The organism is Streptosporangium minutum (assembly GCF_002149035.1).
GTDB lineage: Bacteria > Actinomycetota > Actinomycetes > Streptosporangiales > Streptosporangiaceae > Streptosporangium > Streptosporangium minutum.
This window is the reverse complement of sequence record NZ_NGFP01000258.1, coordinates 1-13,162: the sequence shown is the minus strand read 5'-3', so window position 1 is coordinate 13,162 and position 13,162 is coordinate 1. Positions and strand designations below refer to the sequence as shown.

The 13,162-nt window shown below is 71.9% G+C and carries 11 protein-coding genes and 1 pseudogene; 6 read left to right on the top strand and 6 right to left on the bottom strand.

Going from position 1 to position 13,162, the window contains the following annotated elements; genetic code table 11:
• Positions 1-216, bottom strand: a pseudogene (locus tag CA984_RS36545) (hypothetical protein); the annotation flags it as partial.
• Between the two features lie 137 nt (positions 217-353).
• Here CA984_RS36545 and CA984_RS36540 point away from each other — a divergent pair.
• Complete coding sequence (locus CA984_RS36540) at positions 354-1,004, top strand: ATP-binding protein (protein WP_086577974.1); 651 nt, start codon at positions 354-356, stop codon at positions 1,002-1,004.
• 76 nt (positions 1,005-1,080) lie between these two features.
• On the opposite strand, the gene CA984_RS36535 is transcribed toward CA984_RS36540, so the two are convergent.
• Entirely contained in the window at positions 1,081-2,046 is a 966-nt protein-coding gene (locus CA984_RS36535; RefSeq protein ID WP_086577973.1) for an endonuclease/exonuclease/phosphatase family protein, read from the bottom strand.
• A 252-nt stretch (positions 2,047-2,298) separates the two neighbouring features.
• Here CA984_RS36535 and CA984_RS36530 point away from each other — a divergent pair, with 252 nt between their 5' ends.
• Positions 2,299-2,634: a cupin domain-containing protein gene (locus CA984_RS36530; protein WP_086577972.1), complete on the top strand. Its 336-nt coding sequence runs from the start codon at positions 2,299-2,301 to the stop codon at positions 2,632-2,634.
• Positions 2,635-2,771: 137 nt separating this feature from the next.
• Here the strand turns inward: CA984_RS36530 and CA984_RS36525 are convergent, their stop codons facing one another.
• Positions 2,772-3,230: a hypothetical protein gene (locus CA984_RS36525; RefSeq protein WP_086577971.1), complete on the bottom strand. Its 459-nt coding sequence runs from the start codon at positions 3,228-3,230 to the stop codon at positions 2,772-2,774.
• Between the two features lie 175 nt (positions 3,231-3,405).
• On the opposite strand from CA984_RS36525, the gene CA984_RS36520 reads away from it, so the two are divergent.
• The 3 genes from CA984_RS36520 to CA984_RS36510 all read left to right on the top strand — a co-directional run bounded on the left by CA984_RS36520 (position 3,406) and on the right by CA984_RS36510 (position 6,669).
• Positions 3,406-4,230 (top strand): helix-turn-helix domain-containing protein, encoded by an 825-nt coding sequence (locus tag CA984_RS36520; RefSeq protein WP_031170344.1) that lies wholly within the window; start codon positions 3,406-3,408, stop codon positions 4,228-4,230.
• Positions 4,221-4,415 carry a DUF397 domain-containing protein gene (locus CA984_RS36515; protein ID WP_086577970.1) on the top strand — a complete coding sequence of 65 codons (195 nt, stop codon included), beginning with the start codon at positions 4,221-4,223 and terminating at the stop codon, positions 4,413-4,415. The genes CA984_RS36520 and CA984_RS36515 overlap by 10 nt, the downstream gene beginning before the upstream one ends.
• Before the next feature lie 175 nt (positions 4,416-4,590).
• The gene (locus CA984_RS36510; protein WP_086577969.1) at positions 4,591-6,669 is read left to right on the top strand and encodes a SpoIIE family protein phosphatase; all 2,079 of its coding nucleotides are present in this window, start codon (positions 4,591-4,593) and stop codon (positions 6,667-6,669) included.
• On the opposite strand, the gene CA984_RS36505 is transcribed toward CA984_RS36510, so the two are convergent.
• A complete protein-coding gene (locus CA984_RS36505) occupies positions 6,641-7,093 on the bottom strand; it encodes an Lrp/AsnC family transcriptional regulator (RefSeq protein WP_086577968.1) in 453 nt (150 codons plus the stop codon). The two genes, CA984_RS36510 and CA984_RS36505, sit on opposite strands and share 29 nt — an antisense overlap.
• Positions 7,094-7,180: 87 nt before the next feature.
• Between CA984_RS36505 and CA984_RS36500 the strand changes: the two genes are divergently transcribed.
• A complete protein-coding gene (locus CA984_RS36500) occupies positions 7,181-10,675 on the top strand; it encodes an indolepyruvate ferredoxin oxidoreductase family protein (RefSeq protein ID WP_242676372.1) in 3,495 nt (1,164 codons plus the stop codon).
• Here the strand turns inward: CA984_RS36500 and CA984_RS36495 are convergent.
• Positions 10,670-12,121: an MFS transporter gene (locus tag CA984_RS36495; RefSeq protein WP_086577966.1), complete on the bottom strand. Its 1,452-nt coding sequence runs from the start codon at positions 12,119-12,121 to the stop codon at positions 10,670-10,672. The genes CA984_RS36500 and CA984_RS36495 overlap by 6 nt on opposite strands.
• A gap of 68 nt (positions 12,122-12,189) precedes the next feature.
• Positions 12,190-13,101: a carbohydrate kinase family protein gene (locus CA984_RS36490; protein ID WP_086577965.1), complete on the bottom strand. Its 912-nt coding sequence runs from the start codon at positions 13,099-13,101 to the stop codon at positions 12,190-12,192.
• Positions 13,102-13,162: the final 61 nt, after the last annotated feature.

Sequence of the window (13,162 nt, the reverse complement as noted above, 5' to 3'; positions counted from 1 at the left end):
GTCGAAGCGGATGGCGCGCAGCAGATCGGAGGCGGGCCGGTCGAGCACGGTGACGCCTGCCGCGGGCGGGAGGGCGCCGCCGCGGGCACGCTCGACGAGCACCCGCCAGCGCCGGCAGTGCCGGGCGAAGCCGGAGGCGGTGACGACCCTCCCACGGGAGAGCTGCCCCGCCCGCGCACCGGCCGCCGTGCGTCCGGTCCGGCGGACGCGCGCCATCGATAACCCCGCCCGACCTTCACCCGGTCCGTCCTGTCCCCTGCGGCACCGGACCGCAGGCGACCCCGCTTCCGCCCACCTGGAAGGCCGCGAGACGCATGACGAGACAAGTCCCCCACCCCTGTGAGGTGCACGCGATGGCCACGACCACACCGGCCGGCCGAGCGTCCGCCGAGGAGCTGAACTATCCCGCCGGATCGCTGGTGCTGCTGGCGGGACTTCCCGGCGCGGGCAAGAGCACCCTGCTGGACCGGCTGTACGGGCTGCGCGGCGACGAGAGGGGACCGGTCCGGGCCGGTGAGGCGTGGGTGATCGACTCGCGGCAGTCCCGTAACTGGTGGGCGCGCTACCTCGGGCCGATCCCCCCGCGGATCCGCACCCCGATCGTGCACGCCACACACGTGTCGCGGATCGCGCGGGCGGTGCTGCGCGGGCACGGCGTCGTCGCGCACACCCGGGGCACCTGGCCGCACATCCTGTACGGCTTCGCCTGGCTGGCCCGCGGGGTCGGCAGCGAGGTCCACCTGATCATGCTCGACGTGGAGCCGGAGATCGCGCGCGCGGGGCAGCTCTCCCGTGGGAGGGTCGTCACCGCCTCCGGCTTCGCCCGGCACTGCCGGCGCTGGCGGGTGCTCGTCGAGCGTGCCCGCGGCGGCGCCCTCCCGCCCGCGGCAGGCGTCACCGTGCTCGACCGGCCCGCCTCCGATCTGCTGCGCGCCATCCGCTTCGACGGACCGCGGGGCGGGGAGCCGGACGGCCGTCAGGAGGGGGAACGGGACGGACGGTAGGGCCGCAGGACGGACCGGCGGTCACCCGGGGCGGCGGGGCCGCGGGTCCGGCGGCACCGTCCGAGGCGAGCGGGCCCTATCCGTCCCGACGTGAGGCCCGGCGGCCGGAGACCCTCAGATCGGCCAGGATCGCGCGGTGGTCGCTGATCGACATCGGCAGCACCCGGCTGTCGAGGGTCGTGAAGCCGCGGGTGAGCACGTGGTCCAGGCGGACGGCGGGCAGGACGGCGGGCCAGGTGAACTGCAGGCCCGTGCCGGCCTTCTCCGACACGGGCGACAGGAGCGCGGTGAGACGGCCCAGTTCCCGGTCGGTGGTGGCGGTGTTCAGGTCGCCGACGACGATGATCCGGGGGCTGGGATCCTCCTGGACCGCACGGGCCAGCGCCTTCACCTCGGCGTTGCGGTTGGCGATGACGGACGGCTGGGCGGGGCGGAAGGACGCGAGGTGCACCGCGTAGAGGCTGACCTCGCCCTGCGGCGTGCGCAGGACGGCGTGCTGCGAGCGCGGCACCCCGGGCACGGGCCGCGGCAGGCCGTCGAAGGGATACCTGCTCCACACCGCCACCCCCGGATTGCCGGGGAACCGGTAGGGGTAACCGGGGTCGATCTCCCGGGCGAAGACGGGATCCATCGTCCCGTTCTCCAGCACCGGGTCGTCGGAGACCTCCACGGCCACCAGGATGTCCGCGCCGGTGGCCCGCAGGGCCCTGGCGGTCGCCGCCAGGTCGTCGTTGGCGTAGCTGACGTTCTGGTGGACCACGCGCAGGTCCCGCGGCCCGGTGGCCGCGGTGCGGACGAACGCGGGCCCGAACATCATCGCCCACATCACGGCCGGGACCATGACTCCCGCCAGCGCGAGCCATGACCGGCGGGCGAACGCGACAAGGGCCAGGAGTGGGACCGCGAGGCCCAGCCACGGCAGGCCGCTGTCGAGCGTGTTGCCCATCCCCCGCCAGTTCGGCAGCAGCCGGTGCCCCACCAGGACGAGGGCGGTCAGCGCACCCGCGGCCGCCGTCAGCCCTCCTCGGAACCGCGTCGACATGATGATCAGCGATCCCTTCGGCGGCTACGGGTCCGGGTGGCCTGCACCGGAGCAGTCCATCACGGCGCCGGCGGGCACGGCGGCGAGGCGGGCGATTCCGGGACTCGACGTGCCCGTGCCGGGCGGATGACTTTACCGCCCCCTGGCGATGTCCTCCGTGCGGGCGGGGCAGATGCCAGGAGAAGCAGGAGGAATACCATTGGCTTCCTCCCCACGGCTGAAGCCCGGGGTCTCCACACTCGAGGAGATTTGATGATCGACGTACTGGCCCTCGGTGAGGAGCATCTGGCCCTCGCCCGGGAGAGCCCCCACGGCCGCAGCGCCCACACCTTCCTCCGCGAGGGCCCGCTGCGTCAGGCGATCATCGCGCTGACCGCGGGGTCGGCCCTCGGCGAGCACGAGGCCCCGCCGGCCGCGAGCCTGCACGTCCTGTCGGGACGGGTGCGGATCCTGGACGAGGAGGGTGCCGTCGGGCTGGCCACCGGGCAGATCGCGCCGATCCCGCGGCGGCGGCACTCGCTGGAGGCCGACGAGGACTCCGTCGTCGTCCTCACCACCGTCGTCGATCTCCCCGCCGGCACCGGCTGACATCCGTCCGGTACGGCGCGCGGGCGGATCCGACCCCGCGTGCCGGACAGGCCGCCGCTCGCGGCGGTCGCCCGGGTGAGCGGCCCCGTGGCCGGACGGACCCGGCCGACCGGCTCCTGTCACCGACCGTGCAGGTGTCACTGTCCGTGCAGGGCGTCCAGCGGCAGGGGGACCGAGGGGACGCGCACCCGCTCGTCACACCCGGTGGTCTCGACGGCCACCCGGAGAAGACCCGCCAGCGCCCCCTCCCGCCCGTACGGACGGGAGCGGAGAGTCTCGGCGATCAGCTCGGAGCGCGGATGGCTCTCCCTCAGCTCGGCGTAGCGCAGCGCCACCACGCGGGCGACGGCGGCCGGGTTGTCCATGCCGTAGACGGCGTAGAGCCGCCGCCTGGTCCTCGGCGACAGGCGCCCGGTCCACCAGCGGTAGACCATGCCGTCCGTCCAGACCACCAGGTCGGCCCAGACGGACACCAGCGCCAGGCCGTAGCCGTCGTGAACGTCGCCTTCGACGCCGTGCCGCACCAGCTCGTCGCGGAGCAGACACGCGGCGTGAACGGCGGGCGTTCCCGCGAGCACGCCTCGGAGGTTCGCCATTGCCCACCTCCTCTCGGCGTTCGGTGAAAACGACGAACCGTTTCCCCTACACAGGGTGCCGTGGGATGATTACTTTCGGTAGGTGCTCGATTACTAAGAGACACATGCAACTTGGTTGGGTTTCACTGTGGGACCCACCCCGGCACATGTAGGACCCGAAAGGACGGGAGCCCCCATGCCCGCCCCAAACGAGCTGGATCCCAGCGCCAGCGTCATGGCCTACTGGGGCTCCGAGCTTCGCAGGCTGCGAGAGGCCATGGGCTGGAGCCAGCAGGAGCTCGCGAAGCGGACGACCTACTCCACCTCTCTGGTGGGCCTGGTCGAGACCGCCATGCGCGCCCCGACTAGGAAGTTCGCGCAGCGATGCGACGAGGTGCTGGAGACCGGCGGAACGCTCATCAAGCTCTGGCCGCTGATCGGGCGGGAGTCCTCGCCCGCCTGGGTCCGCTCGCTGTTCGAACTGGAGTGGGAGGCGCGCACGCTCCGCAACTACCAGCTCGCGGTGGTGCCGGGGCTGTTGCAGACCGAGGACTACGCGCGGATGCTGACCCGGCTGGGTCGGCCGTTCGACACCGCCGAGCAGGTGGAGGAGATGGTGACGGTGCGGATGCAGCGGCAACGGCTGCTGGACCGCCCCGATCCGCCGATCCTCTTCGTCCTGCTGGACGAGGCCGTGCTGTCGCGCCCCATAGGAGGCGCCCGGGTGATGCGAGAGCAGCTCGGGCACCTGCTGGAGGCGACGGCGCGACCACGGGTCACCCTTCAGGTGATCCCCTTCGAGGTGGGGGCCTACCCCGGACTGGCCGGACCCATATTGGTCCTCTCCTTCAAGGGAGCGCCCGATGTGGTGTACATGGAGAACGCGGAGAACGCGCAGCTCCTGACCGATCCCGCCCGGGTCGACCCCCTGTCGGCCCAGTTCGACGCATTGCGTTCCTGGGCACTCCCACAGGCCGCCTCCGCGGCCTTTATCGAGAAGAGGATGAGTTCATGGATCTGACCGGTGCCCGGTGGCGCAAGAGCAGCCGTAGCAACGGCAACGGCGGCGAGTGCGTCGAGGTGGCCGTCAACCTCCCCGGCGTCGTCGCCGTCCGCGACAGCAAGAACCCCGACGGTCCCGCTCTGCTGTTCTCGCCCGAGGTGTGGGCCACCTTCCTGACCCGGATCAAGGGCGGCTCGCTCTAGGACCGCCTCCGCATGGTGAGGCTGCTCCTGCGGGCATAGCGTAGATCTTTCCGGCTCGATGCCAACCATCGTGTGTATAGGCCCGAACTGTCTGGGTATGCGACTCAATCAGGGGGAAGTGCGCGGGCAGAGTCCGATGCCGGCGCACACGCGTTCTTCGGCCAGAGAAGGCACGATGAAAGTTGCCCGGGGGGAGAGATCAAGCGGGCTGGGGCTGGAGGTGTTCGATCCGGCCCCCGTCGGGGTGTCGGTCACCAGTGCTCGGGACCACCGGCTGGTGTACGCCAACGCGGTCTACCGGTCGGTCTTCGGCGACAGATCGCTCTGGGCCCTCGCTCGCGAGGCGTTCAGCGACCACGTCGATCGGGACTACTACTTCGGGCTGTCCGACCAGGTCCTGAGCACCGGCGAGCCGGTGACCGTCACCGACGCCTCCGTGGCCATCGCCTACGCCGACACCGGCCCGCAGGAGCGTTTCTTCACCTTCAGCCTTTCGGAGATCTCTCTCGGCGGCGGCGAGCGCGGGGTGCTGCTGGTGTCGGTGGAGGTGACCGAGCAGGTCAGCGCCGCGCAGCGGATCCAGGCTCTCTCCGAGGAGCGGCGGCGCCTTCTCCAGCGCTACCAGAAGCTGGGGAGCGTCGGCGCGGAGATGGTCTGGGTGACCGCGGCCGACGGCAGCGTCATCGAACCGAGCCCCGGCTGGGAGCGGGTGACCGGGCAGTCGTGGGAGGCGTTCAAGGGGGATGGATGGCTGGACGCCATCCATCCCGACGACCGCGAGCCGACCGCCGAGTCGTGGTCCCGGGCGGCTCGGGAGGTGCCTCACCTGTGGGAGCACATCCACCGGATCCGCCTCGTGGACGGCACCTACCGGCACTTCAGCGTCCGCGCCGTACCGGTGCTCGAAGGCGACACCGTGGTGGAGTGGGTGGGCAGCTGCACCGACATCGAGCAGGCGTGGCAGGAGGACCGGCGCTGGGAGCTGCTCAACCTCGCCGCCGCCGCCACCGCCGACGTCACCCGCCTGGAGGAGATGCTCTCCGCGCTGGCCCGCGTGATGGTGCCGGACCTGGCCGACGGGTGCATCATCTACCTCCTGCCCGATTCGCCGGACCGCCCCGAGGACGCCCCTCTGGTGGCGTACCTCGTCGCCTCCGCCGCCCGGCCCGGCCTGCCCGCGCTGCCGGAGCACGGCGAGGAGACCTTCGCCCCCGACAACGTGTTGACCCGCGTGGTGCGGCGCCGCCGCCCCATCCACCGGACGTTCCCTCCGGGGCTTCCCGCGCCCGGTATCGCGCCGACGGTGGTCGAGGCCTGGCTCGTCGCGGCGGCGGCCAACAGCCTGGTCCTCGCGCCGGTCGTCGTCGACGGCACCGTGGTGGCGGTGGTGGCCGCCTCGGTCTGCGGTGACCGCTCCCCGATCAGCGCCGCCGACGTCGCCCTGATGGACCAGATGCTCGACAACGCGCACGACGCCTTCAGCAACGCCATCGAGTTCCGGCGCACGAAGCGGGTGGCGCTCGCCCTGCAGCGCAGCCTGCTCCCGGAACCGCCCGCCGTGCCGGGCCTGCGGATCGCCGCCCGTTATCGGCCGAGCGCCGCCGCCGCCGAGGTCGGCGGGGACTGGTACGACTGCTTCCGGCTGCGCGACGGCGCCACCATGCTGACGATCGGCGACGTGGCCGGCCACGACCTGCCCGCCGCCGTCACCATGAGCCAGATCCGCAACCTGCTCCGGGGGCTGGCCGTCGACCGAGAGGAGCCCGTCGGCGGCATCCTCAGACGCCTGGACCTCGCGATGGAGACCCTCTACGAGGAGCAGACCGCGACCTGTGTCCTGGCGCGCATGGAGTGTTCGGAGGACGGCGGCTGGCAGCTCAACCACTCCGTGGCCGGGCATCCGCCGCCTCTGCTGGTCACCGGCGACGGAGGGGGCCGCTTCCTCGACGGCTTCACCGATCCTCTGCTGGGCCTGCTCCCCGACCTGCCGCGGAGCAGCGCCGTCGAGCCGCTGCCGCCGGACGGCACGCTGCTTCTCTACACCGACGGCCTCGTCGAACGTCCGGGTGAGGACATCGACGAGGGGCTGGCCCGGCTGTGCCGCCAGGCCGCGGCGCTCGCCGGGGAGCCCCTGGAGATGTTCTGCGACGCGCTGCTGTCCGAGCTGGCCGCCGACGGCAGGGACGACATCGCCATGATCGCCGTGCGCCTGCCGTCCGCACGGTTCACAGCGGCAGGACACCGCCCGGTTTGAGGGCCTTCATGGCGATCTGGGAGGTGAGCTTGTCGAGTCCGGGCAGGCGGCCGAGCTTCTCCAGGCAGAGCTGGCTGTAGGAGTCCATGTCGGGCACGGCGACCCGCAGCACGTAGTCGGGGCGGCCGAACATGCGCAGGCACTCGACCACGTCGTCGATCTCCATGACCGCCGTCTCGAAGGCGGTCACGGTCTCGGCGTCCTGCCCCTCCAGCTCGACGTAGGCGAGGACCTGGAACCCGCGCCCGACGGCGGCGGGGTCGACCACGGCCCGGTAGCCGGTGATCACCCCCGCCTCCTCGAGGTTGCGGACCCGGCGCAGGCACGGCGAGGCGGTCAGCCGCACGCGCTCGGCGAGTTCGAGGTTGCTGAGCCGCCCCTCCACCTGCAGGAGACCAAGAATTGCGCGATCCGTTGCATCCATGGCAACTAATGCTAACCAACAGCGTAAACGCCATAAATGTTGACATCGAATTTCGCTCTAACTGACATAACCTTGCGGGCAATCGAAGTGGCGCAGACAGACGGGACCACGATCATGACGATCTTCGCCGACGCCCGTGAGGTGACGCCCGACGACCGGTACGTCCTCGATGAGGGCCGGGTCTTCATGACCGGCACGCAGGCACTGGTCCGTGTGATCCTCGACCAGATGCGCGCCGACCGCTCCGCCGGCCTCGACACGGGCACGATGGTGTCGGGCTACCCCGGCTCCCCGCTCGGCGGCTTCGACCAGGAGCTCGCCCGCTCGCACGAGCACACCGGGCCGCTCGGCGTCGTGCACCGGCCTGGCCAGAACGAGGAACTGGGCGCCACCGCCGTCTGGGGCAGCCAGCTCGTGCCCACGCTCCCCCGGCCGCGCAAGGCGGGCGTCCTGGGCGTCTGGTACGGCAAGGCCCCCGGCGTCGACCGCGCGGCCGACGCGTTCCGGCACGGCAACTTCGTGGGCGCCCACCCCGACGGCGGCCTGATCGCCTTCTGCGGCGACGACCCCACGTGCAAGTCCTCGACCCTGCCCTCGGCCACCGAGAGCACGCTCGCCGCGCTGGGCATGCCGATCGTCCACCCCGGCAGCGTGCAGGAGCTGCTCGACCTGGGCCGCCACGCGATCTCGGCCTCCCGTGCCAGCGGTCTGTGGGTGGCGGTGAAGGCGGTCTCCAACGTGGTGGACGGCACCGGCACCGTCGACGTCGGCCCCGGCCGGGTGGTCCCGGTCATGCCGGTCGTCGAATACGAGGGCAGGCCGTACCGTCACACGCCGGACGCCACCCTGCTCACCCCCTGGTCGCTGGAGATGGAGCGGACGCTGGTCGGCCCGCGTCTGGAGCTGGCGCGCGCCTACGCCAGGGAGAACGGCCTCAACCGGATCACCGTCGACCCCCGTGACGCCTGGCTCGGCATCGTCGCCTCGGGCACCGCCTACCACGACGTGCGCGAGGGGTTCCGCAAACTGGGCGTGGACCCCGCCGAGCTCGGCGTCCGCATCCTGAAGATCGGCATGCTCTGGCCGCTGGAGCCCGGCATCGTCCGGACCTTCGCCCGGGGCCTGGAGGAGATCCTGGTCGTCGAGGAGAAGGCCCCGCTGCTGGAGACCCTGGTCAAGGACGTCCTGTACGGCACCGCCGACGCCCCGCGCGTCCTCGGCAAGCTCGACGAGAACGGCGCGGCCCTGATCCCACCGGCCGGGGGCGTCGACGCCGACCTGGCCGCCAAGGCGATCGCCTTCCGGCTGCGCCGCAAGGGCCTGGACGGCCGCGCCGAGATCGCCAAGGGCCTGGCCGTGATCTCCCGGCCGGCGCCGCTGAAGCTGCTCGGGCCGGAGCGCACCCCGTTCTTCTGCTCGGGCTGCCCGCACAACCGCTCCACCGCCGTTCCGGACGGCGCCCCGGTGGGCGCGGGGATCGGCTGTCACACGATGGTGGTGCTCAACCGCGAGGGCAAGGGCACGCTGACGGGCCTGACCCAGATGGGCGGCGAGGGCACCCAGTGGATCGGCCAGGCGCCGTTCACCGACACCCCGCACATCTTCCAGAACCTGGGTGACGGCACCTTCCACCACTCCGGCTCGCTCGCCGTGCGCGCCGCCGTGGGCGCGGGCGTCAACATCACCTACAAGCTGCTCTACAACAGCGCCATCGCCATGACCGGCGGCCAGACGATCACCCCCTCCCTCGCCGTGGCCGACCTGACCCGCTGGCTGGAGGCGGAGGGCGTGCGCCGGGTGATCGTCACCACCGACGAGCCCGAACGCTACCGGGGGGTCAAGCTGGCCCGGATCGCCGAGGTCCGCGACCGCACCGCGCTGGAGGACGCGCAGCGTGAGCTGGCCGCGATCCCCGGCGTGACCGTGCTGGTCCACGACCAGCAGTGCGCGGCCGAGAAGCGGCGGCTGCGCAAGAAGGGCGTCCTGCCCGACCCGGTCAAGCGAGTGGCGATCAACCAGCGGGTGTGCGAGGGCTGCGGCGACTGCGGGCAGAAGTCCGAGTGCCTGTCGGTGCTGCCGGTGGAGACCGAGTTCGGCCGCAAGACCGAGATCCACCAGTCATCGTGCAACAAGGACTACTCCTGTGTGGAGGGCGACTGCCCCTCCTTCCTGACCATCACGCCGGGCAGGTCCACCGGGAAGCGCGCCGCCGTACCGGCTCCCCCGGCGCTGCCGGCGCCGCCGGCGCGCACCGGGGAGACGATGATCCGGCTGGTGGGCATCGGCGGCACCGGCGTGGTGTCGGTGGCGCAGATCCTCGGCACCGCCGCGATGTTCGACGGCAGGCAGTCGCGCGGGCTCGACCAGACCGGCCTGGCCCAGAAGGGCGGCACGGTCGTCTCCGACATCCTGATCTTCGAGGGCGACGACGACCGGTCCGGGCGGGCGGGTACGTCCGGCGTGGACGCCTACCTCGCGCTCGACCTGATCGGCGCCACCGACCCCAAGCACCTGAGCGGCGCCGGCCGTGACCGGACCGTCGCGGTGGTCTCCACCAGCCTGGTCCCCACCGGCTCCATGGTCCTGGACCCGTCCACGCACGTCACCGACCTCGGCTCGCCGATCGGCGCGCTGGAGTCGCGTACCCGGCGCGAGCTGAACGTCTATCTCGACGCCGAGGACGTGGCCCAGAGGCTGTTCGGCGACCACATGCCGGCCAACACGATCGTGGTCGGCGCGGCCTGGCAGCGCGGGCTCATCCCGCTCAGCCTGGAGTCGATCGAGCGGGCCATCCGCCTGGGCGGAGGCAGGAGCGCGGAGCGGACGATCGCCGCCTTCCACTGGGGCCGGGCCGTCGTCGCCGACCCGGAGTCCGTGGCGCGGGCGACCGGCGCCCCCGTGACGGCCGAGCGGCCGCCGCGCCCCGAGGTCGCCGAGCTCGTCGACTCGGTCGCCGCGACCGGCACCGAGCTGCACCGGATCCTGACGGTCCGGGTGGCCGACCTCGTCGCCTACCAGAACCTGCGCTACGCCGCCCGCTACGCCGACGCGGTACGCGCGGTCCTCTCCCTGGAGCGGGAGACCTCGGCGGAGGAGTGCCCGATCACCGAGGCCTACGCCCGCCACCTGCACCGCCTGATGGCCTACAAGGACGAGTACGAGGTGGCCCGGCTCCACCTCGACCCGGCCGAGAGGTCCCGCGTCGCCGCCGAGTTCGGCCCCGGCGCGAAGATCTCCTACAACCTGCACCCGCCGTTCCTGCGCGCCCTGGGCGTGAACCGCAAGATCCGTCTCGGCACCTGGTTCGACCCGGCCTTCCGCCTGCTGTACGGCATGCGCGGGCTGCGCGGCACCCGGCTGGACCCGTTCGGCATGGCCGGGGTGCGCAGGGCCGAGCGCGAGCTCGTCGCCGAGTACACCCGCGACGTGCACCGCGCCCTCTCGCACCTGCGCCCGGAGACCGGGGAGCGGATCCGCGAGCTGGCCGAGCTGCCGGAGGTGATCCGCGGCTACGAGCACGTCAAGATGCGCAACGTGGCCGCCTACCGGGAGCGGGCGGCGGCCCTGCTCGCCGAGCTATGACCCGACCTGCGAGAGGGGTGGGGTGATGTCCTCCAGCGAGGCCCGCTCGGCCCTCACCCCAAGGAAGATCGTTATGATCCCGGCGAACACCATCATGGCCGCGGCGAACAGGTAACCGTAGAACAGCCGGGTCGGCTCCGGGTGGGCCTGGTCGCCGATCAGCGCGCCGAAGACGGTCGGGCCGAGCGAGCCGAACGTCTGGGCGATCGCGAAGAACACCGCGATCGCCAGGGCCCGGATCTCCAGCGGGAACAGCTCGCTGACGGTCAGGTAGCCGGAGCTGGCCGCCGCGGAGGCGATGAAGAAGATGACCGCCCACAGCAGCGTCTGGGTCGTCGCGGTGAGCATGCCCTCCTTGAACAGCCAGCCGGTCAGGGCCAGCAGGAGCCCGGAGAGGATGTAGGTGGAGGAGATCATCGGCTTGCGGCCGACGGTGTCGAACAGCGGGCCGAGCACGAACGGGCCGAGCAGGTTGCCCAGCGCGAACAAGAACAGGTACTTCGACGCGTCCGACGCGCTGACCCCGTAGAAGTTCGAGAGCACCAGCACGTAGGTGAAGAAGATCGCGTTGTAGAGGAAGGACTGGCTGATCATCAGGGTGGCGCCGAGGACGGACCGCTTGGGGTAGTCCCTGAGGATCACCCGGATCACGTCGCGGTAGCGGACCGGGCCGTGCGGCCGGATCTCGAGGGCCTTGCGCTCGTCCACCGGCGGTATCTTCCTGCCGGACACCAGGACGTGCTCCTCGATCTCCCTGATCGCCTGCTCGGCCTCCCGCTCCCGGCCGTGCATGACCAGCCAGCGCGGGCTCTCCGGCAGGTGCCGCCGCAGACCCCAGATCGCCAGGCCGAGCAGCGGGCCGATGAGCAGGCCGAGCCGCCAGCCCACGTTCACCGGGAGCAGGTCGGGGTTGAGCAGGACGAAGGTGGAGGCCGTGCCGATCATCGCGCCCAGCCAGTAGGTGCCGCTGACCGCCAGGTCGATCCGGCCGCGGTAGCGGGCGGGGATGAGCTCGTCGATGGCCGAGTGGATCGCCGAGTACTCGCCGCCGATGCCCGTCCCGGCGATGAACCGGAACAGCAGCAGCCACCAGTAGTCGAACGAGAGCGCGGTGAGACCGTTGGCGACGAGGTAGACCCCGAGCGTGAAGATGAACAGCTTGCGCCGCCCCAGCCTGTCCGACAGCCGGCCGAACACCAGCGCGCCCGTCACCTGGCCGAGCAGGTAGACCGTCGCGGCGAACCCCACCTCGGTGGAGGTCAGCCCGAGCGTCTCCGGCGCCCGCAGGACGTCGCCGACCGCGCTGGCGATCGTGATCTCCATGCCGTCGAGCACCCACGCCACCCCGAGTGCGGCCACCATCCTGGTGTGGAAACGCGACCAGGGCATGCGGTCGATCCGCGCCGGGATGAGCGTCCGGATGGTCTGCTCCTGTGCCGCCCCCATGACTACTCAGTGTAGTAATATATGACCTAAAGTCATGGTAGGCGGGGCGTCACGGGTAAGGCAGGACATCACACCGGCGAGGACCGGAGGAGACCCTCCCCGCGACCGAGCAGGGTCGGCTCGTCGATGGGGTTCTCGTGGGTGCCCGCCGACGTGCAGGCGTGGGCCCCGGCGACGGCGCCGAGGGAGACGGCGTCGTCCAGGGACCGCCCGGAGAGCAGGCCGTACAGGACGCCGGAGACGAACGCGTCCCCGGCTCCGTTGCTGTCGACCACCGGGCCGGGCAGCGGGGCGGCGGGGAAGTGCCGGAACCCGCCGGCGTCGAGGACGTGGCAGCCCTCGGCGCCCGCCGTGCAGATCACGGTCCTGGCGCGGCCACCGGTCAGGATGTCGCGCATGACGGCCTCGCGGCGGGAGCCGAGCGCGGTGCTCGACAGGAAGACCAGGTCGGAGGAGTAGGCGTAGTCCTTGTGGAAGTCGTTCTCCCCGTCCCAGTCGTGCAGGTCGGTGGAGACGGACCCGCCCTCCAGGTCGGGGTAGACGTGCCGGGAGAAACCGGTGAGCGACACGTGGACGTGCCGGGCCTCGCGCACCGCCTCCAGGTAGAGCTCCCGGGGCAGCCGCTCGCCGGGCGCGTCACGCGGGTCGAACAGCGACAGCCGCCGCCCGTCGGGGCCGACCAGCAGGATGCTGCGCCGGGTGCCCTGGGGGGCGGGCGCCCAGGCGAACTCCACCCCCCGGGCCTCCATGTGGGCCCGGATGAACCGGCCCTGCGGGTCCTCGCCGATCAGGTCGACCAGCTTGACCCGCAGCCCGAGCGCGTGGCAGCCGAGCGCGACACCGCTGCCGGTGTTGCCGATCCGGTCGATCACCGGGGGGACGGCGTAGGTGTCGGCGTAGGGCAGGGGCAGCGCGGGCACGTAGGCGGTGGTGTCCACCCCGGTCCCGCCGATGACGACGACGTCGTGGGCAGTGCTCATCGCCCCATGATCCCATTCACCGCGCACGGCCCGCCTCCACCCGGGGCGGGCGGGCGCGGGG

What these genes read in the sequence shown, in the direction of transcription:
- CA984_RS36515 (WP_086577970.1), top strand. Translation starts at nt 4,221, where the DNA reads ATGGATCTGACCGGTGCCCGGTGGCGCAAGAGCAGCCGTAGCAACGGC.
- CA984_RS36535 (WP_086577973.1), bottom strand. Translation starts at nt 2,046, where the DNA reads ATGTCGACGCGGTTCCGAGGAGGGCTGACGGCGGCCGCGGGTGCGCTG.
- CA984_RS36520 (WP_031170344.1), top strand. Translation starts at nt 3,406, where the DNA reads ATGCCCGCCCCAAACGAGCTGGATCCCAGCGCCAGCGTCATGGCCTAC.
- CA984_RS36510 (WP_086577969.1), top strand. Translation starts at nt 4,591, where the DNA reads ATGAAAGTTGCCCGGGGGGAGAGATCAAGCGGGCTGGGGCTGGAGGTG.
- CA984_RS36525 (WP_086577971.1), bottom strand. Translation starts at nt 3,230, where the DNA reads ATGGCGAACCTCCGAGGCGTGCTCGCGGGAACGCCCGCCGTTCACGCC.
- CA984_RS36490 (WP_086577965.1), bottom strand. Translation starts at nt 13,101, where the DNA reads ATGAGCACTGCCCACGACGTCGTCGTCATCGGCGGGACCGGGGTGGAC.
- CA984_RS36540 (WP_086577974.1), top strand. Translation starts at nt 354, where the DNA reads ATGGCCACGACCACACCGGCCGGCCGAGCGTCCGCCGAGGAGCTGAAC.
- CA984_RS36495 (WP_086577966.1), bottom strand. Translation starts at nt 12,121, where the DNA reads ATGGGGGCGGCACAGGAGCAGACCATCCGGACGCTCATCCCGGCGCGG.
- CA984_RS36530 (WP_086577972.1), top strand. Translation starts at nt 2,299, where the DNA reads ATGATCGACGTACTGGCCCTCGGTGAGGAGCATCTGGCCCTCGCCCGG.
- CA984_RS36505 (WP_086577968.1), bottom strand. Translation starts at nt 7,093, where the DNA reads ATGGATGCAACGGATCGCGCAATTCTTGGTCTCCTGCAGGTGGAGGGG.